Raw genomic sequence first — 18,128 nt, 5'->3', positions numbered from 1 at the left:
CCAGTACAACTGGCGGGAACGGAAAACCGCGTCTCTTTAATCATTAATGATCTCAGCGGTTTTTGACAGGCGGATTTTGCCTGTAATTCAGCAGAGATTATAAGAAAAAAATGTGATAAAACTTTTAAGATACACGCAAACGATTTCATACAACTCTAATTAGGGTCGACAGTCATGATCCCACAGATTTCTCAGGCACCTGGCGTCGTTCAGCTGGTGCTTAATTTTTTGCAAGCACTGGAGCAACAGGGTTTTACAGGTGATACCGCCACGAACTATGCCGACAGGCTGACGATGGCGACCGATAACAGTATTTACCAACTTCTTCCCGATGCGGTGGTTTTCCCTCGTTCCACGGCCGACGTCGCGCTGATTGCCCGGCTGGCAACGCAGGAGCGCTTTGCCTCTCTGGTCTTTACGCCGCGCGGCGGCGGCACCGGGACCAACGGTCAGGCGCTGAATCAGGGCATCATTGTTGATATGTCGCGCTATATGAACCGCATCATTGAGATCAACCCGGAAGAGGGGTGGGTGCGGGTCGAAGCGGGCGTTATCAAAGATCAGCTTAACCAGTACCTCAAGCCTTACGGTTACTTTTTTGCCCCGGAGCTTTCCACCAGTAACCGCGCGACCCTCGGCGGGATGATCAACACGGATGCCTCCGGTCAGGGCTCGCTGGTCTACGGCAAAACCTCCGATCACGTGCTGGGCGTGCGTGCCGTTCTTCTGGGCGGCGATATTCTCGATACGCAGCCGATGCCGGTCGAACTCGCGGAAACCCTTGGCAAAGATAACACCGCCAGCGGACGCATCTATCGTACCGTACTGGAGCGCTGCCGCGACAACCGCCAGCTTATTCTCGATAAGTTCCCCAAACTGAACCGCTTCCTGACCGGGTACGACCTGCGTCACGTCTTTAACGACGACCTGACCCAGTTCGATTTAACCCGCGTGCTGACCGGTTCCGAAGGGACGCTGGCCTTTATCACCGAGGCGCGGCTGGATATCACCCGCCTGCCGAAGGTGCGTCGGCTGGTGAACGTCAAATATGACTCCTTCGACTCTGCGCTGCGCAATGCGCCGTTTATGGTGCAAGCTAAAGCGCTCTCGGTGGAGACGGTCGACTCCAAAGTGCTCAACCTGGCCCGGGAGGATATTGTCTGGCACTCCGTCAGCGATCTCATTACCGACGTGCCGGATAAAGAGATGCTCGGCCTCAATATCGTGGAGTTCGCCGGCGACGATGCGGCGCTGATTGAGAGCCAGGTCACCACGCTCTGCCAGCGGCTGGATGAGCTGATTGCGCAGGGCGAAGGCGGCGTGATCGGCTGGCAACTCTGTAACGATCTGGCGGGGATTGAGCGTATCTATGCGATGCGTAAAAAAGCCGTGGGCCTGCTCGGCAATGCGAAAGGGGCGGCGAAGCCGATTCCTTTTGCCGAAGATACCTGTGTGCCGCCTGAGCATCTGGCGGATTATATCGTCGAGTTCCGCGCCCTGCTGGACAGCCACGGCCTGAGCTATGGCATGTTTGGCCACGTCGACGCCGGGGTACTGCACGTGCGTCCGGCGCTGGATATGTGCGACCCGCAGCAGGAGATCCTGATGAAGCAGATCTCCGACGATGTGGTGGCCTTAACCGCCAAATACGGCGGCCTGCTCTGGGGGGAGCACGGGAAAGGGTTCCGCGCGGAATACAGCCCGGCATTCTTCGGCGAACAGCTCTACGCGGAGCTGCGCAAGGTGAAGGCGGCCTTCGACCCGCACAACCGCCTCAACCCGGGCAAAATCTGCCCTCCTGAAGGCGTGGACGCGCCAATGCTGCAGGTGGATGCCGTCAAGCGCGGCACGTATGACAGACAGATCCCGATTGCGGTGCGCTCCTCCTGGCGCGGCGCGATGGAGTGTAACGGCAACGGACTGTGCTTTAACTTTGATGTGAAAAGCCCGATGTGTCCGTCGATGAAAATCACCAGCAACCGCATCCACTCGCCGAAAGGGCGGGCGACGCTGGTGCGGGAATGGCTGCGTCTGCTGGCCGATCGCGGGGTGGATCCGCTCAGGCTGGAGCAGCAGCTCCCGGAAAAACGGGCCAGCCTGCGCTCGCTGATTGAGCGCACCCGCAACAGCTGGCATGCGAATAAGGGCGAGTATGATTTCTCCCATGAGGTGAAAGAGGCGATGTCCGGCTGTCTGGCCTGTAAAGCCTGCTCCACCCAGTGCCCGATTAAAATCGACGTGCCGGAATTCCGCTCGCGCTTCCTGCAGCTGTATCACACCCGCTACCTCCGCCCGGTGCGCGACCATCTGGTGGCAACGGTAGAAAGCTACGCGCCGCTGATGGCGCGCGCGCCGAAGACCTTTAACTTCTTTATCAACCAGCCGCTGGTGCGCAAGCTCTCCGAAAAACATATCGGTATGATCGATCTGCCGCTGCTGTCGGTGCCGTCTCTGCAGCGCCAGCTCGTCGGGCATCGCTCGGCGAACATGACCCTGGAGCAGCTGGAGGCACTCACGCCTGAGCAAAGAGCGAAGGTGGTGCTGGTGGTGCAGGATCCGTTTACCAGCTACTACGATGCGCAGGTGGTCGCGGATTTCATCCGCCTGTCGGAAAAGCTGGGGTATCAGCCGGTGGTTCTGCCGTTCTCACCCAACGGCAAGGCGCAGCACATCAAGGGCTTTCTGACGCGCTTTGCAAAGACCGCGCAGAAAACGGCTGACTTCTTAAACCGCGTGGCGCAACTCGGGATACCGATGGTCGGCGTCGATCCGGCGCTGGTGCTTTGCTATCGCGATGAATACAGGCAGACGCTCGGCGACAAGCGCGGTGATTTCAACGTGATGCTGGTGCACGAGTGGCTGCCGGTGGCGCTGGAAGATAAGGCGGTACAGGATGTCAGCGGGGAACCATGGTATCTGTTCGGACACTGCACGGAAGTCACCGCGCTGCCGGGCGCGCCCGCGCAGTGGGCGTCCGTCTTTGCCCGCTTCGGCGCGAAGCTGGAGAGCGTCAGCGTAGGCTGCTGTGGAATGGCCGGCACCTACGGACACGAAGTGAAAAACCACGCCAACTCGCTCGGCATCTATGAGCTGTCCTGGCATCAGGCGATGCAGCGTTTGCCGCGAAACCGCTGTCTGGCGACGGGCTACTCCTGCCGCAGCCAGGTAAAACGGGTAGAAGGTAACGGTGTGCGTCACCCATTGCAGGCTTTACTGGAGATAATTGGATGATCTGGAAACGTGCCGTCACGCTGCAGGCGCTGAACGCCATGGGCGAGGGGAATATGGTGGGGCTGCTGGATATCCAGTTCATCCGCATTGGCGACGATGAAATTGAGGCCACCATGCCGGTCGATAGTCGCACCCACCAGCCGTTTGGTTTATTGCACGGCGGGGCCTCCGTCGTGCTGGCCGAAACGCTGGGCTCGGTGGCGGGGTATCTCTGTACCGAAGGGGAGCAGAAGGTTGTCGGACTTGAGGTGAATGCTAACCACATTCGCTCGGTGCGCAGCGGGCGCGTGCGCGGTGTTTGCCGCGCGCTGCACGCCGGAAGCCGCCATCAGGTGTGGCAGATAGATATTCTCGATGAGCAGGATCGCCTGTGCTGCTCGTCGCGGCTGACCACGGCGGTTGTGTAAAGTTTTCAGATGTTTTGCCTTTGGTCAAAAACTAGCCAGATGATTGTGATATACTGGTCAGGTTTTGTACATAAGCGAGGACATCATGGATACTGAAATAACCCCAACGCAGCTGGCAATTGAATATTTACGTCGCGATAAGAGCAACCTGTCTCCGGCGCAGTACCTGAAAAAGCTGAAACAGCTTGAGCTGGAATTTACAGATTTGCTGGCGCTCTCTTCGAATGAACTAAAAGAAGAGATCTATTTTGCCTGGCGGTTGGGCGTTCACGTCCATTGAGTACATGAGAATAAAAGGGCCGCGAGTGCGGCCTTTTTTGTGTCTGAAATTCAGTATCGGGCAACTCGTTGTTAAAGGACGGCTACAGTGTCCGGGTCAGATCATTTTCTGCACGGCCATCACCAGCCGGTGAGATTAAAATCTTTCAGGCAATTTCCCCATATTGATTAGCACACCTCTTTCAACTTCGATATAACCCCCTTCTTTTAAAGCTGAAAGAATACGCATGACGCCGCTACGGGACAGGTGGGTTTTATCCCGGATATACCTTTCTGCAGTAATGTTCTGCCTGAATGATTCTTCTTCGTTTGAGAGTGCATAAAGCTGGGCGCGGACAATATTGTATGCGGAAGGTCCGGTTATATCTTCGTAGCTATGAAATAGCTTACCTGCAAGGCCCATCAGGTGATAAGCCAGCGGCTCCCATAACTCATGATGCTTGATAATGTCATAAACAGCATCCATTTTAAGGGTTACGATCTCACAGTGATTAAAGGTTTTGATGTAACCGAACATCTGAGCGTAATGCAGATTACTGAGACCGAGCAAAGCGGGCGCCTTAACCGTTGCCATGGCTAAATCGTCGTTGCTGCGGTGAATCATGACGCGCCCGTTGAGGAGGATATAACAGAGGCGTTCATCGCCAGCTACAAAATTTAATCGACGGCGGGGGAGCACTTTCTTCAGATTTGCACCCTGTTTTAGATAATCGATCAGCAGTTGTGTGGATGAAGAACAATCGAATATTAACGTCTGGGACATCTCATCAGCCATGTGCACGCCTATCCATTAAACCTGTCAATAGTGATGCGGTTCAGTATAGCGTGGATCCTGCTGAGTCTGTTTCAAGCAGCCCTGCTGCTAAGTATTTCAGCGGCACTGCGGATATGCAGGATGTCACGGCATGAAAAGCAAAGTATTTCGAAATGCTGGAGATAGTGAGAGATGCGTTAACTATTACCGGGTACGCATAGCGCACCCGGCATTTTCCTCAGACGTTCGCCGCACTCATCAGCCGAGACTTCATGGACTGATATGCAGACGCTGCATAGTCCTCCGCCCAACGCTGATCCTCTATCGCCTCCAGCTGCACCGCGCAGTACTTCGTTTCCGGCGTTTTGGAGATGGGATCGAGGTTATCCTGTGTCAGCTCGTTGCAGGCGCCAATCCACCACTGATAGGTCATGTAAACGGCCCCGGCGTTGATACGCTCGCTGATGCTGGCGCGGGTAATCACTTTGCCGCGGCGTGAACGTACCCAGACCAGCTGCCCGTCAGTAATGCCCAGCTTTTCCGCATCGGCAGGGTTCATTTGCACCCGGCCCGGCTCGTCGGCCAGGCTTTGCAGCGCGGCGCAGTTCCCGGTCATGGAGCGACAGGAATAATGTCCCACCTCGCGTACCGTACACAGCACCAGCGGGAAATCCGCGTCCGGAGTTTCTGCCGGCGCGCGCCACGGGGCGGCAAAGAGCTGCCCTTTACCGGTTGGGGTGTCGAACTGATTGTCTTTATACAGGTACGGCGTTCCCGGATGATCCAGCGTCGGGCACGGCCACTGCACGTGGCCCATCTCGCCCATTTTTTCATACGTCACGCCGTAGAAGAGCGGGCACAGCTCGCGCATCTCATCCCAGATCTGCTGGTTGGAGTCATAATGCATCGGGTAGCCCATCTCGGTGGCGAGCAGGCTGATGATTTCCCAGTCGCGCTTCACGTTGCCGCTGGCCTCGATGGCTTTGCCAAAACGCTGGAAGCCGCGATCGGCACAGGTAAAGACGCCGCCGTGCTCACCCCAGGATGTGGCCGGGAGCAGAACGTCCGCCACCTCTGCCGTTTTGGTCATAAAGATGTCCTGAACCACAACAAAGTCGAGCGCCTCAAAACCGCTGCGCACCAGGCCGAGATCGGCTTCGGTCTGAAGCGGATCCTCCCCCATGATGTAGTATGCCTTAACCTTGCCTTCCAGCGCCAGATGGGGCACCTCGGTAATGCGCGTCCCGACCCGATCGTCCATTTTGTTGACGTCAATCCCCCAGGCATCGGCGAACTTCTGCCTGACCGCCGGATCGGTCACATCCTGATAGCCCGGGAACATATTCGGCAGAACGCCCATATCGCAGGCGCCCTGAACGTTGTTTTGTCCGCGCACCGGCCCGACGCCGACGGCGGGTCGACCCAGGTTGCCGGTCAGCAGCGCCAGGCTGGAAAGCCCTTTGACCACATCCACGGCCTGACCAAACTGGGTCACGCCCATCCCCCACATCACGGTGGCGGAAGGGGCCGCCGCGAAGGTGCGCATTGCCTGACGAACGTCGCGGGCGGGAATGCCGGTAAGATGCTCAACCGTCTCTGGCGCATAGTCTTTCACCGTCTGGCGATAGGCCTCAAGCCCCTCGGTAAAGCGCGCCACGTAGCTTTTGTCGTAGAGCTCCTCTTCCAGCAGCACGTAGCCAAAGGCGTTTACCAGCGCCATGTTGCTGCCGTTTTTCAGCTGCAGATGCTGGTCGGCAATGCGCGCCGTTTCAATGCGCCGCGGATCGCAGACGATAATTTTTGCGCCGTTTTCACGCGCTTTCAGCACGCGCCGGGCGACGATGGGGTGGGAGTCCGCGCAGTTATAGCCAAACACCAGCAGGCATTTTGAGTTTTCAATATCGTTGATTGAGTTGCTCATCGCGCCGTTGCCGAGCGTCTCCTGTAAACCGGCCACGGAAGGGCCGTGACAGACGCGCGCACAGCAGTCCACGTTGTTGGTGTTCAGCACCGCGCGGGCAAATTTTTGCATCACATAGTTTGTTTCATTGCCGGTTCCGCGAGAGGATCCGGTGGTCATGATCGACCGCGGCCCGTGCTGCGCTTTAATGCTGCTGAGTTTGTGCGCGGTGTAGCGGATAGCCTCTTGCCAGGTAACGGGAGTGAATGCCTCGCCTTTATGGTAGCGGATCATCGGCTGGGTCAGGCGCGGGGTGAGCAGACGGGTATCGTTGAGGAAGTCCCAGCCGTAAAAGCCTTTCAGACACAGGGTACCCTGGTTTGTGATGCCTTCTGCGGCTTCGGCACGGATGATACGGTTATTTTCAACGACAAGGTTTAATTTACAGCCTGCACCGCAGTAGGGGCAGACGCTGGCGATCTTTTTCATCAATAACAGACCTGTTAAGAAATGAAGCAAAGTTGACTGGAAAACCCAGTCCCGTAAGCAGAGGTAAGCAGGAACCGTGCCAGGTTGGCTTTGCTGGTTTAACAGGGTGTCAAGCGGGGAAGGCGCGTGTCATCGTCAGAACATTCGTCAGTTTTGACGATGACACGAAAGCAGGATGAGTGGCCGTGAAATTACAGGTCGTCCATGGTGTAGCCCACGACAATTTCCAGCGTCTTGCGAATCACATCCGCCTGAACCACGTCGTGAGTGGCTTCCAGCGTCTGAATGAGCCAGAGGATAATCGCTTTATTGGACAGATGACCTTCGGAGGCCAGAACACAGCGTACTGCAGTAGAAAAAACAGCGGACTCTTCAGCAAAACGATCGCCTGCGTGACGGAAGTATTCCGACAGCGCACTGTCTAAAAACGCAGAATGATATTCGGGTTGAAGCTGAATATTTTGTCTCATTTGTTCTCACCGTAGCTGTTAATTGCAGTCAATGTATTTTCTTTGGATCGGACGGTTTTCCACTTCCAAACAACGGCACAATATTGTCCCGGTTATCGTTGAGAGGTCCCTCTCTTTTCGTTCGTCCTTGCGCGGTTCTGCGACGTGTAAAGGCGGTGCTGTTTGAGCCAATTTCGGCAATCACCACCGCAAGTGTCTCCCGCCGCCGGGGATCCTTTTCATGTTCTTTCATGATCCGCAGACGCTGAAGCAATCCTTCGGTTGTTACCGGTCCCCGCTCTTTCAAAAGAGAGAGAACGGCTTCACCGATAAGCGTGTCGATCAGTTTGTCTGCGCTACTGCTCTTCATACCCTTACCGTTCGAAGAGCAGACCAAGCAGCTTGTGGTAATGCTCTTCCTCTTCCGGGCCATCGGCCTTTTCGAGGCGGCTGAGCAATTTTGTACAAAGCGATTTGCGATTCAGATTTCGCCCGTCGCTGAGAATTTCAACAACCACCTGGCCCAGCGTCTCCTGCTGGGTAGGAAGCACGGCTTTTTCGAAGTACTGTGCGATTGCTGCTGCGGAATCTGCGACGTAACCTTTCTGCTGCATGTTTCGCTCCTGTAAAATTTTGTCATCACTAGCGTTACAATTAAGGTATACATAATTTCCAAATCTGTACATTAAAAATGTACAGATTTTTAATATTTCTTCGATATATTTTATAAAGTTATTTATATTCAGTTAGTTGCGCTTGGGTGGTGGAGAGGTAATATTACAGGATATATTGTACAAAATGGTCGAGGGCTGTTAAGTTGTACAGCCAGGAAAAACGTTTCTTAAATTGCCGTAAACGGTTGAGATGTAAATTATTTGTCAGGCAATTAATGTGCTATAAATGAACCTTATCCACCTCTTTTGTGGCCAACCCCTAACCCCAGGAATCGCATGCTCACCACCATCATTTACCGCAGTCATATCTGCGAGGACGTTCCAGTGAAAGCGCTGGAAGTCATGGTTGCTGCTGCAAATAGTAAAAACCAGCAATCCAATATCACGGGGATCCTGCTGTTTAATGGCACACATTTTTTTCAGCTGCTTGAAGGGCCAGTGGAACACGTTTCTGCCATCTATGAGCAGATTTGCAACGACCCTCGCCACCACAACGTAGTGGAGCTGATGCGCGATCACGGACCTGTCCGTCGTTTTGGCAACGTGGGCATGGAGCTTTTTGATTTACGCCACTTCGACAGGGACGAGGTGCTGCAAGAGGTGCTCAACAGGGGGACGACGCGCTATCAGCTGACGTACAACGACCGCCCGCTGCAGTTTTTCCGCACCTTTGTCGAGGCTACGGAAAAAGCGAACTATTTTGAACTGCCTCCTGCGGATTCCTGGGAATTCGTGCGCGAAGAGACGCGCTTGTCCGCGCAGCCCGAGGTGGTCGCGAAAGGGGCGGATTGCAGCTTCGCGTTCCAGCCGATAGTCGATCCGTTTATGCAGCAGGTTGTCTCCTGGGAGGCGCTTTTGCGCACCCCGTCCGGCGACTCGCCAGGGGCTTATTTCGCCAGCCTTCCGAATGAGGAAGTGTACGCGTCTGATTTGCAAAGCAAGCAGGTGGCGCTCTCCATGGCCAGCGCGCTGGGGTTACAGGACCAGACGTTATCCCTGAACCTGCTGCCTATGACGCTGGTTAACATTCCCAACGCCGTGGACTTTCTGCTCACCGCGATTGAAGCCAATGGGTTTGTACCCGAGCAAATTGTGGTGGAGTTCACCGAGAGCGAAGCCATTTCCCGATTCGATGAATTCACGGATTCGGTCAGGCAGTTAAAAAGCGCGGGCATCAGCGTGACGATCGATCACTTTGGTGCCGGATTTGCCGGGTTGCAGCTGCTGGCTCAGTTTCAGCCGGACAGAATTAAGATTAATCGCGATCTGGTCGCAAACGTGCACAAAAGTGGTCCCCGACAGGCCATTATCCAGGCGATTATCAAATGCTGTGCCTCGCTTGAGATCCAGTTCTGCGCGGTGGGGGTAGAGAAGGCTGAAGAGTGGATGTGGCTGGAGTCAGCGGGAATATCCCAGTTCCAGGGGCATCTTTTTGCCAGCCCGCGACACGGCGGTATTCCCGCGATTGCGTGGCCGGAGAAAAAGTTCGAATTCTGATAAAGCTGTACACAATCCGGCAGAGTTAACTGTACGAACGGCAAATTTTATACAACAATGTATTAACAGGTGGATGGAAAAGAACCCCGTTCACCGGTTCAAAATGCGGTCTTAGTTATACAAATAGTGTGTACAATCTGATAAGGTTGGTGCAGTTAGGTATGGAAGTTCTGAGCGTGAGGGAGTTAATGGCCTATTACAGTATCGGCGAAGTGGCCGAACGATGCGGTATCAACCCCGTTACGCTGCGTGCCTGGCAGCGCCGTTATGGATTGTTGAAGCCGCAGCGCAGCGAAGGGGGCCATCGTCAGTTTGACGATGAAGATATCCTGCGTATCGAAGAGATCAAACGCCTGATGAAAAGCGGCGTCTCGGTCGGAAAAGTCAAAGCCTTGCTGGAAAACAAAGAAGTTTTGACGCAGGGCAACTGGGTTTCATTCCAGGAAGAGATGATGACCGTTCTGCGTTACGCCAGCCCGGCAAAGCTGCGTGCCAAAATTGGCGAGTTCCGCCGCGATCACGCGATAGACGCGCTGATTGACAATATTATTTCTCCCGTCCGTCAGCGCATGAACCAGGACCAAAATACCGTGCGTCACATGGCAAGCCTGTTAGACGGAGTTCTGATTGAATTCGCGATTGCAAGCCTGGCGGAGTCCCGCAAGAAAGCCGGTAAAGACGCACTGTTGATTGGCTGGGAATGCGATGACCGCACCCACCTGTGGCTGGAAGCCGCGCGCCTGGCGCAGAAGGGCTGGCACATAGACGTCCTGGCGGAACCTATTGATTCGCCGCGCCCTGAACTCTTCCCGGGGCAAAAAATCTTCGTCTGGACGGGGAAATCCCCAACGCCTCGCCAGCAGGAACAGCTCGACCACTGGCGTGAACAGGGGTTTGCTGTCTCATTTCATCACTGAGTGTAAGAGGCCTTGAGGGCCTTTTTTGTTTTTATCACTTTCTGCGCAAAATCTATCTCAAAAATAGGCATTTCCGATGCATATTTTACTTTTCTTCTCTTCGTTATGAATGCCGCGACGAAATGCATTATTAATCAATGCATTGAACAAATACATCCATCCTGACTGCATCCTCTCACAGGGTCTATGCTTAATAAAACCAGGCAAAAAGGGCGCTTTAGCCGAATGCCCCTGCTGACAGAGGGTTGAAGTGATAATCGTTATCACTAACATGGTGTTATGCCCTGATGGCTTATCAGATGAGGTGGACCTATGGAACTGCATTCAGAAACCTTTAATCCTGCCGATTTCGCCTGGCGCGGCTTAACGCTCACGCCAGCGGCGGCGGCACATATTCACGAGCTGGTGGCGAAAAAGCCCGAGATCCTCGGCGTGCGTTTAGGCGTCAAACAGACCGGCTGCGCAGGTTTCGGCTACGTGCTCGACACCGTCACCGAACCCGAGAAAGATGACCTGGTGTTCGAGACTGACGGCGCGAAGCTGTACGTCGCGCTGCAGGCCATGCCGTTTATTGACGGCACCGAAGTGGACTACGTCCGCGAAGGCTTAAACCAGTTATTCAAATTTCATAACCCGAAAGCCCAGAACGAATGCGGCTGTGGCGAAAGCTTTGGGGTATAGGCGGTACTATGTCTCGTAATACTGAAGCAACGAGTGATGTAAATACCTGGAGCGGTGGGCACCTCAACTATAAAGAGGGGTTCTTCACCCAGCTCCAGACAGATGAGCTGGCGAAAGGCATTAACGAAGATGTCGTGCGGGCGATCTCGGCGAAACGTAACGAGCCCGAGTGGATGCTGGAGTTCCGCCTGAGCGCCTTCCGCGCCTGGCTGGAGATGGAAGAGCCGCACTGGCTGAAAGCGCACTACGACAAGCTGAACTATCAGGATTACAGCTACTATTCTGCGCCCTCCTGCGGCAGCTGTGACGATACCTGCGCCTCGCAGCCCGGCGCGGTGCAGCAAACTGGCGCTGAAAACAGCTTCCTCAGCAAAGAGGTGGAAGAGGCCTTTAACCAGCTTGGCGTGCCCGTGCGTGAGGGGAAAGAGGTGGCGGTGGACGCCATTTTCGACTCCGTCTCGGTGGCCACCACCTACCGCGAGAAGCTGGCAGAGCAGGGGATCATTTTCTGCTCCTTCGGCGAAGCGATTCACGATCATCCAGAACTGGTGAAAAAGTACATTGGGACCGTGGTGCCTTCAAACGATAACTTCTTTGCGGCTCTTAACGCGGCGGTGGCCTCGGACGGCACCTTTATCTATGTACCGAAAGGCGTGCGCTGTCCGATGGAGCTTTCCACCTATTTCCGCATCAATGCCGAAAAAACCGGCCAGTTCGAACGCACGATTCTGGTCGCGGATGAAGGCAGCTACGTCAGCTATATCGAAGGGTGCTCCGCCCCGGTTCGCGACAGCTACCAGCTGCACGCGGCGGTGGTGGAGGTCATCATCCATAAAGATGCCGAGGTGAAATACTCCACGGTGCAAAACTGGTTCCCGGGCGACGGCAATACCGGCGGTATCCTGAACTTCGTCACCAAGCGCGCGCTGTGCGAAGGCGAAAACAGCAAGATGTCGTGGACCCAGTCTGAAACCGGCTCGGCCATCACCTGGAAATACCCGAGCTGCATTCTGCGCGGGGATAACTCCATCGGTGAGTTTTACTCCGTGGCGCTGACCAGCGGCCACCAGCAGGCCGATACCGGCACCAAGATGATCCACATTGGTAAAAACACCAGGTCGACCATCATCTCGAAAGGGATCTCTGCCGGGCACAGCCAGAACAGCTATCGCGGGCTGGTGAAAATCATGCCGACGGCCACCAATGCGCGAAACTTTACCCAGTGTGATTCGATGCTGATCGGCGCAGACTGCGGGGCGCACACCTTCCCGTACGTTGAGTGCCGTAACAATACGGCCCAGCTTGAGCACGAGGCGACGACGTCACGCATTGGGGAAGATCAGCTCTTCTACTGCCTGCAGCGCGGGATCAGCGAAGAAGACGCCATCTCGATGATCGTTAACGGCTTCTGTAAGGATGTGTTCTCTGAACTGCCGCTGGAATTTGCCGTTGAAGCCCAGAAACTCCTCGCCATTAGTCTTGAACACAGCGTCGGTTAAGGAAAGCACATGTTAAGCATTAAAGATTTACAGGTCAGCGTAGAAGACAAAGCCATCCTGCGTGGCCTCAATTTTGACGTCAAGCCGGGTGAAGTTCACGCCATCATGGGGCCGAATGGTTCCGGGAAAAGTACGCTTTCCGCGACGCTGGCGGGCCGCGAAGATTATGAGGTAACCCACGGCTCGGTCGAGTTCAACGGCAAAGATCTGCTGGAAATGTCACCGGAAGATCGCGCGGGAGAGGGCATCTTCATGGCCTTTCAGTACCCGGTCGAAATTCCGGGCGTCAGCAACCAGTTCTTCCTGCAGACGGCGCTGAATGCGGTGCGCAAGTATCGCGGCCTGGAGGCGCTCGATCGCTTCGACTTCCAGGATTTAATGGAAGAGAAAATCAAGCTGCTGAAAATGCCGGAAGATTTGCTCACCCGCTCGGTGAACGTCGGTTTTTCCGGCGGCGAGAAAAAGCGTAATGACATTCTGCAGATGGCCGTTCTGGAGCCCGAGCTGTGCATTCTGGATGAGACCGACTCCGGTCTGGATATCGACGCCCTGAAGATTGTCGCTGACGGAGTTAACTCCCTGCGCGATGGCAAGCGTTCATTCATTATCGTCACCCACTACCAGCGCATTCTGGACTACATCAAGCCGGATTACGTCCATGTGCTTTACCAGGGGCGTATTGTGAAATCCGGAGATTTCACGCTGGTTAAACAACTGGAGGAGCAGGGTTATGGCTGGCTTACCGAACAGCAGTAATGCGCTCCAGCAGTGGCACCGGCTGTTTGAAGCCCAGGGCGGCACGCGCTCCGAGCAGGCGCAGCAGCATCTTCAGCAGATGCTGCGTCTCGGCCTGCCGACGCGTAAGCACGAGAACTGGAAATACACCCCGCTTGATGGCCTGCTGAACGCCGAGTTTGTGACCCGTCTGGCGGATCTCACCCCGGCGCAGCGTGACGCGCTGGCCGTAAACGTGGATGCCGTGCGCCTGGTTTTTGTCGACGGTGAGTTCCGTCCGGAACTGAGCGACGCCCTTCAGGGGAGCGGATTTGAGATTGAGATAAACGACGATCGCCAGCCACTGAGCGCCCCGGTTCAGCCTGAGGTTTTCCTGCACCTGACCGAGAGCCTGGCCCGCAGTGTGACGCACATCCACGTGAAGCGTAACCAGCGTCCGGCAAAGCCGCTGCTGCTGATGCACATCACCCAGGGGCTGGGCGGCGACGAAATCAACACCGCGCACTATCGCCATCATCTTGAGCTGGCGGAGGGGGCTGAGGCCACGGTGATTGAACATTACGTCAGCCTCAACGAGACGCGCCATTTTACCGGCTCGCGTTTGACGATGAATGTGACGGCCAATGCCCAGCTTCACCACGTCAAGCTGGCGTTTGAGAATGCGCAGAGCCACCACTTTGCCCATAACGACATTGTCCTGGGCCAGGATGCGGCGGCGTACAGCCATAGCTTCCTGCTCGGCGGGTCGGTGCTGCGCCACAATACCAGCACGCAGCTTAACGGTGAAAACACCACGCTGCGTATCAACAGCCTGGCGATGCCGGTTAAATCTGAGGTGTGCGACACGCGCACGTGGCTGGAGCACAACAAAGGCTACTGCAACAGCCGCCAGCTGCACAAAACCATCGTGAGTGATAAAGGGCGAGCGGTGTTTAACGGTCTGATTAACGTGGCGCAGCACGCCATTAAAACCGACGGGCAGATGACCAACAACAATCTGCTGTTGGGCCGACTGGCGGAGGTGAACACCAAACCGCAGCTGGAGATCTACGCCGACGACGTGAAGTGCAGCCACGGTGCGACGGTCGGGCGAATCGACGACGAACAGATGTTCTACCTGCGTTCCCGCGGCATCGGCAAGCAGGCGGCGCAGAAAATGATTATCTATGCGTTTGCCGCCGAACTGACGGAAGCGCTGAACGATGGTCAGTTGAAACAGCAGGTGCTGGCGCGTATCGGTCAGCGTCTGCCTGGAGGCGAAGCATGAGTTTTCCCGTCGAGAAAGTGCGGGCAGATTTTCCGGTTCTGACCCGTGAAGTGAACGGCCTTCCTCTGGCCTATCTGGACAGCGCGGCCAGCGCGCAGAAGCCGAACCCGGTCGTGGATGCGGAAGCCGAGTTTTATCGCCACGGCTACGCCGCCGTGCATCGCGGTATTCATACCCTAAGCGCCGAGGCGACCCAGCGTATGGAAAACGTGCGCACGCAAATTGCCGCCTTCCTCAATGCAAAATCGCCCGAGGAGCTGGTCTTCGTGCGCGGAACCACCGAAGGAATCAACCTTGTCGCTAACAGCTGGGGCAACGCGCAGGTCCACGCGGGGGATAACATCATCATCACCCAGATGGAGCACCACGCCAATATCGTGCCGTGGCAGATGCTCTGCGAGCGCGTTGGCGCGCAGCTGCGGGTGATCCCGTTGAACGCCGATGGGACGCTGCAGCTCGAGCAGCTAGACGCACTGCTAGACGATAAAACGCGGCTGGTGGCGGTCACCCAGGTCTCCAACGTGCTCGGGACTGAAAACCCGGTGGCAGAGATTGTCGAAAAAGCCCATCAGGCCGGCGCGAAGGTGCTGATTGACGGCGCCCAGGCGGTAATGCACCACGCGGTTGACGTTCAGGCGCTGGACTGCGATTTCTACGTCTTCTCAGGCCACAAGCTCTATGGGCCGACCGGGATCGGCGTGCTCTACGTGAAGGAAGACATTCTGCAGGCGATGCCGCCATGGGAAGGGGGCGGCTCGATGATCGCCACCGTCAGCCTGACCGAAGGCACGACCTACGCGCGCGCGCCGTGGCGTTTTGAGGCGGGTACGCCCAACACCGGCGGGATTATCGGGCTGGGGGCGGCGGTTTCCTACGTCTCCGCAATCGGCCTTGATAGCATTCAGGAGTACGAACAGCTGCTGATGCACTATGCGCTTGCCGAGCTTGCCAGCGTGCCGGATCTGACCCTCTACGGGCCTGCCGACCGGAAAGGGGTGATCGCGTTCAATCTCGGGAAACATCACGCCTATGATGTGGGCAGTTTCCTCGATAACTACGGCGTGGCGGTCCGTACCGGGCACCACTGCGCCATGCCGCTGATGGCGTTTTACCAGGTGCCGGCAATGTGCCGCGCGTCGCTGGTGATGTACAACACGACGGAAGAGGTCGACAGGCTGGTGGCGGGGCTTAAGCGCATACACCAGCTGCTGGGCTAACGGAGAGGCAAACGATGGCAGAACTGCCGGACAGAGACAAATTGCTGCGCAACTTTGGGCGTTGCGCAAACTGGGAAGAGAAGTACCTTTATATCATCGAGCTGGGGCAGCGTCTGCCGCCGCTCGGTGAAGAGGCGCATAACCCGGAAAACAGTATTCAGGGCTGTCAGAGTCAGGTGTGGATTGTGATGGAGCAGTCTGACGACGGCACGATAGCACTGCACGGCGACAGCGATGCGGCCATTGTAAAAGGGCTTATTGCGGTCGTCTTTATTCTTTACCACCGGATGTCGGCGCAGGATATTGTTGCGTTTGACGTCCGCCCGTGGTTTGAAAAAATGGCCCTGACCCAACACCTCACCCCGTCACGCTCCCAGGGACTGGAAGCGATGATTCGCGCGATCCGCGCCAAAGCTGCAATCCTTAGCTAGACTTACAGAACAGCATTCATTCTGTTTCGCGAGGTGGTTCCCGCCTCGCTGGTTTTTCAGCTTTCTGGCGTCCTGCCAGTGAATAAGGAATCTCAGCATGAAGCGCGCGTCTCTCATAACTCTATTACTCCTCAGTTCGCTCGGTGCCCTTAATTCGGCCCGCGCGATGGACTATCCGTTGCCGCCCGCGGGCAGTCGTCTGATTGGGCAAAATCAAACCTACACGATACAGGAAGGGGATAATAAGCTGCAGACCATCGCCCGTCGGTTTAATACGGCGGCGCAGGTGATCCTGGAAACCAACAATACCATTGCGCCGGTTAACCCTGCGCCGGGAACCGTCATTACCATTCCGTCGCAAATGCTGTTGCCGGATACGCCGCGCGAGGGGATTGTGGTGAATCTCGCTGAGCTTCGGCTCTACTATTTCCCGCCGGGGCAAAACATTGTTCAGGTTTTCCCGCTGGGCATTGGTCAGCTGGGGCTGGAAACGCCGGTGACGACCACGCGGGTGAGCCAGAAGATCCCTAATCCCACCTGGACGCCCACGCCGGGCATCAGAGCACGTTCTCTGGAGCAGGGCATCAAATTGCCTCCGGTGGTTCCTGCCGGGCCAAATAACCCCCTGGGACGCTTCGCGCTGCGTTTAGGCGTGGGCAACGGGGAATATCTCATCCACGGCACCAGCGCGCCGGACAGCGTCGGCCTGCGGGTCAGCTCCGGCTGTATGCGGATGAACGGCCCGGACATTAAGGCCCTGTTCGAACAGGTGCGGGTGGGCACGCGGGTGCAGATTATTAATGAACCCGTGAAATTCTCCGTTGAGCCGGATGGTAAACGCTATATTGAGGTCCACCGTCCGCTGGCGCAGGTAGAAGGGGAGAATCCACAGGTCTCGCCCATTACCCATTCTGCCGACTTTGCGACCTTTGTTTCTCAGGCGGGAAGCGATAAGGCGCTGATTGAGAAAGCCCTGGCACGTCGTGCGGGCATCCCGGTTATCGTGTCGTCAGGGAGCGGTCCTTCAGCCAGCAATAGCGTATTGTCGGTGCAGAACAGCCGGGTGTCTGCTGCGGTAGCGGAAGATGAAGGGGAGAAGGTGACGCAGTAGCCGTTTGACTCAGGCAAAAAAAATGGCGCACAATGTGCGCCATTTTATTAACAGGTACTATTACTTACGGTATTTAGTAGCCTGGTTGTCCAGACGCTGGTTAGCGCGAGCTGCGTCGTCTTTAGCAGCCTGAACGTCGGAACGCATTGCGTTCACGTCGTTGCTCAGCTGGTCAACTTTAGCGTTCAGAGTCTGAACGTCAGAAGACAGCTGATCGATTTTAGCGTTGCTGGAGCAACCAGCCAGCAGAGTAGAACCCAGGATTACCGCGCCCAGTACCAGTTTAGTACGATTCATTATTAATACCCTCTAGATTGAGTTAATCTCCATGTAGCGTTACAAGTATTACACAAAGTTTTTTGGGTTGAGAATATTTTTTTGATGGGAATACACCTATTTTTGATCGTTCGCTCAAAGAAGCATCGAATCAGCCCTTTTCGGGCAAAAATCTAAGGAAAAAAAGGCATTTATCATCGGATTCATCTTAGATAAATCGCAATTAAATAGAAAAACCCGATTTGCATTTTGAATGACTTTGGCTAATACGAGGAATAAAAAAAGCGCCCGGAGGGCGCTTTTTATCCAAATTA

At 55.6% G+C, this 18,128-nt stretch carries 18 protein-coding genes; 12 read left to right on the top strand and 6 right to left on the bottom strand.

The features are described 5' to 3' along the window. Nucleotides 1-174: 174 nt before the first annotated feature. The 3 genes from ydiJ (at nucleotide 175) to AC4IBF_RS12490 (ending at nucleotide 3,918) form a co-directional block, all read left to right on the top strand. Nucleotides 175-3,231 carry a D-2-hydroxyglutarate dehydrogenase YdiJ gene (gene ydiJ, locus AC4IBF_RS12500; RefSeq protein WP_491462857.1) on the top strand — a complete coding sequence of 1,019 codons (3,057 nt, stop codon included), beginning with the start codon at nucleotides 175-177 and terminating at the stop codon, nucleotides 3,229-3,231. Beyond that, entirely contained in the window at nucleotides 3,228-3,638 is a 411-nt protein-coding gene (gene menI / locus AC4IBF_RS12495; RefSeq protein ID WP_023311321.1) for a 1,4-dihydroxy-2-naphthoyl-CoA hydrolase, read from the top strand. Before ydiJ ends, menI begins: the two co-directional genes overlap by 4 nt. Nucleotides 3,639-3,723: 85 nt before the next feature. Further along, entirely contained in the window at nucleotides 3,724-3,918 is a 195-nt protein-coding gene (locus AC4IBF_RS12490; RefSeq protein ID WP_003857766.1) for a YdiH family protein, read from the top strand. Between the two features lie 135 nt (nucleotides 3,919-4,053). Here AC4IBF_RS12490 and AC4IBF_RS12485 read toward each other — a convergent pair whose 3' ends face one another. From AC4IBF_RS12485 to ycgZ, 5 genes are all read right to left on the bottom strand, one after another. Next, nucleotides 4,054-4,692, bottom strand: a complete 639-nt coding sequence (locus AC4IBF_RS12485; protein WP_491462856.1) for a winged helix-turn-helix transcriptional regulator — start codon at nucleotides 4,690-4,692, stop codon at nucleotides 4,054-4,056. Nucleotides 4,693-4,909: 217 nt separating this feature from the next. Further along, complete coding sequence (fdhF, locus tag AC4IBF_RS12480; protein WP_491462855.1) at nucleotides 4,910-7,060, bottom strand: formate dehydrogenase subunit alpha; 2,151 nt, start codon at nucleotides 7,058-7,060, stop codon at nucleotides 4,910-4,912. Nucleotides 7,061-7,251: 191 nt separating this feature from the next. Further along, nucleotides 7,252-7,530, bottom strand: a complete 279-nt coding sequence (locus tag AC4IBF_RS12475; protein WP_023311323.1) for a biofilm/acid-resistance regulator YmgB/AriR — start codon at nucleotides 7,528-7,530, stop codon at nucleotides 7,252-7,254. Nucleotides 7,531-7,558: 28 nt separating this feature from the next. After that, entirely contained in the window at nucleotides 7,559-7,879 is a 321-nt protein-coding gene (locus tag AC4IBF_RS12470; protein ID WP_143345006.1) for a hypothetical protein, read from the bottom strand. Between the two features lie 4 nt (nucleotides 7,880-7,883). Next, entirely contained in the window at nucleotides 7,884-8,123 is a 240-nt protein-coding gene (gene ycgZ / locus AC4IBF_RS12465) for a regulatory protein YcgZ (protein ID WP_023311324.1), read from the bottom strand. 336 nt (nucleotides 8,124-8,459) lie between these two features. Here ycgZ and AC4IBF_RS12460 point away from each other — a divergent pair, with 336 nt between their 5' ends. The 9 genes from AC4IBF_RS12460 (at nucleotide 8,460) to ldtE (ending at nucleotide 17,538) form a co-directional block, all read left to right on the top strand. Continuing rightward, nucleotides 8,460-9,680, top strand: coding sequence for a diguanylate phosphodiesterase (locus AC4IBF_RS12460; RefSeq protein ID WP_133294226.1), 1,221 nt, complete (start codon nucleotides 8,460-8,462; stop codon nucleotides 9,678-9,680). Nucleotides 9,681-9,868: 188 nt separating this feature from the next. After that, complete coding sequence (locus tag AC4IBF_RS12455) at nucleotides 9,869-10,597, top strand: MerR family transcriptional regulator (protein ID WP_133294227.1); 729 nt, start codon at nucleotides 9,869-9,871, stop codon at nucleotides 10,595-10,597. Between the two features lie 312 nt (nucleotides 10,598-10,909). Then, on the top strand, nucleotides 10,910-11,278 hold the full coding sequence (gene sufA / locus AC4IBF_RS12450; RefSeq protein ID WP_008500631.1) for a Fe-S cluster assembly scaffold SufA: 369 nt from the start codon (nucleotides 10,910-10,912) through the stop codon (nucleotides 11,276-11,278). 8 nt (nucleotides 11,279-11,286) lie between these two features. After that, complete coding sequence (gene sufB, locus AC4IBF_RS12445) at nucleotides 11,287-12,777, top strand: Fe-S cluster assembly protein SufB (protein ID WP_023311328.1); 1,491 nt, start codon at nucleotides 11,287-11,289, stop codon at nucleotides 12,775-12,777. Between the two features lie 9 nt (nucleotides 12,778-12,786). Continuing rightward, nucleotides 12,787-13,533: a Fe-S cluster assembly ATPase SufC gene (sufC, locus tag AC4IBF_RS12440; RefSeq protein WP_014831592.1), complete on the top strand. Its 747-nt coding sequence runs from the start codon at nucleotides 12,787-12,789 to the stop codon at nucleotides 13,531-13,533. Further along, nucleotides 13,508-14,779 (top strand): Fe-S cluster assembly protein SufD, encoded by a 1,272-nt coding sequence (gene sufD, locus AC4IBF_RS12435; protein WP_491462854.1) that lies wholly within the window; start codon nucleotides 13,508-13,510, stop codon nucleotides 14,777-14,779. The genes sufC and sufD overlap by 26 nt, the downstream gene beginning before the upstream one ends. Then, nucleotides 14,776-15,996, top strand: coding sequence for a cysteine desulfurase SufS (gene sufS, locus AC4IBF_RS12430; protein ID WP_491462853.1), 1,221 nt, complete (start codon nucleotides 14,776-14,778; stop codon nucleotides 15,994-15,996). Before sufD ends, sufS begins: the two co-directional genes overlap by 4 nt. 14 nt (nucleotides 15,997-16,010) lie before the next feature. Further along, entirely contained in the window at nucleotides 16,011-16,427 is a 417-nt protein-coding gene (sufE, locus tag AC4IBF_RS12425) for a cysteine desulfuration protein SufE (RefSeq protein WP_023311331.1), read from the top strand. 97 nt (nucleotides 16,428-16,524) lie between these two features. Beyond that, nucleotides 16,525-17,538 (top strand): L,D-transpeptidase LdtE, encoded by a 1,014-nt coding sequence (ldtE, locus tag AC4IBF_RS12420; RefSeq protein WP_491462852.1) that lies wholly within the window; start codon nucleotides 16,525-16,527, stop codon nucleotides 17,536-17,538. Nucleotides 17,539-17,598: 60 nt separating this feature from the next. Here the strand turns inward: ldtE and lpp are convergent, their stop codons facing one another. Then, nucleotides 17,599-17,835 carry a murein lipoprotein Lpp gene (gene lpp / locus AC4IBF_RS12415; protein WP_001082307.1) on the bottom strand — a complete coding sequence of 79 codons (237 nt, stop codon included), beginning with the start codon at nucleotides 17,833-17,835 and terminating at the stop codon, nucleotides 17,599-17,601. Between the last annotated feature and the right edge of the window lie 293 nt (nucleotides 17,836-18,128).

The sequence above is a fragment of the Enterobacter sp. Taxon_8 genome (assembly GCF_058354585.1).
Note: the sequence above shows the minus strand (reverse complement) of the source record. Positions and strands in the feature narration are given on the sequence as shown.

Bases quoted from the DNA above. Each gene is read 5' to 3' on its own strand.
- sufC (WP_014831592.1), top strand. From the start codon at position 12,787: ATGTTAAGCATTAAAGATTTACAGGTCAGCGTAGAAGACAAAGCCATC.
- sufE (WP_023311331.1), top strand. From the start codon at position 16,011: ATGGCAGAACTGCCGGACAGAGACAAATTGCTGCGCAACTTTGGGCGT.
- menI (WP_023311321.1), top strand. From the start codon at position 3,228: ATGATCTGGAAACGTGCCGTCACGCTGCAGGCGCTGAACGCCATGGGC.
- AC4IBF_RS12485 (WP_491462856.1), bottom strand. From the start codon at position 4,692: ATGGCTGATGAGATGTCCCAGACGTTAATATTCGATTGTTCTTCATCC.
- sufA (WP_008500631.1), top strand. From the start codon at position 10,910: ATGGAACTGCATTCAGAAACCTTTAATCCTGCCGATTTCGCCTGGCGC.
- ycgZ (WP_023311324.1), bottom strand. From the start codon at position 8,123: ATGCAGCAGAAAGGTTACGTCGCAGATTCCGCAGCAGCAATCGCACAG.
- AC4IBF_RS12475 (WP_023311323.1), bottom strand. From the start codon at position 7,530: ATGAGACAAAATATTCAGCTTCAACCCGAATATCATTCTGCGTTTTTA.
- lpp (WP_001082307.1), bottom strand. From the start codon at position 17,835: ATGAATCGTACTAAACTGGTACTGGGCGCGGTAATCCTGGGTTCTACT.
- sufS (WP_491462853.1), top strand. From the start codon at position 14,776: ATGAGTTTTCCCGTCGAGAAAGTGCGGGCAGATTTTCCGGTTCTGACC.
- AC4IBF_RS12490 (WP_003857766.1), top strand. From the start codon at position 3,724: ATGGATACTGAAATAACCCCAACGCAGCTGGCAATTGAATATTTACGT.
- sufB (WP_023311328.1), top strand. From the start codon at position 11,287: ATGTCTCGTAATACTGAAGCAACGAGTGATGTAAATACCTGGAGCGGT.
- ldtE (WP_491462852.1), top strand. From the start codon at position 16,525: ATGAAGCGCGCGTCTCTCATAACTCTATTACTCCTCAGTTCGCTCGGT.
- sufD (WP_491462854.1), top strand. From the start codon at position 13,508: ATGGCTGGCTTACCGAACAGCAGTAATGCGCTCCAGCAGTGGCACCGG.
- fdhF (WP_491462855.1), bottom strand. From the start codon at position 7,060: ATGAAAAAGATCGCCAGCGTCTGCCCCTACTGCGGTGCAGGCTGTAAA.
- AC4IBF_RS12460 (WP_133294226.1), top strand. From the start codon at position 8,460: ATGCTCACCACCATCATTTACCGCAGTCATATCTGCGAGGACGTTCCA.
- AC4IBF_RS12470 (WP_143345006.1), bottom strand. From the start codon at position 7,879: ATGAAGAGCAGTAGCGCAGACAAACTGATCGACACGCTTATCGGTGAA.
- ydiJ (WP_491462857.1), top strand. From the start codon at position 175: ATGATCCCACAGATTTCTCAGGCACCTGGCGTCGTTCAGCTGGTGCTT.
- AC4IBF_RS12455 (WP_133294227.1), top strand. From the start codon at position 9,869: ATGGCCTATTACAGTATCGGCGAAGTGGCCGAACGATGCGGTATCAAC.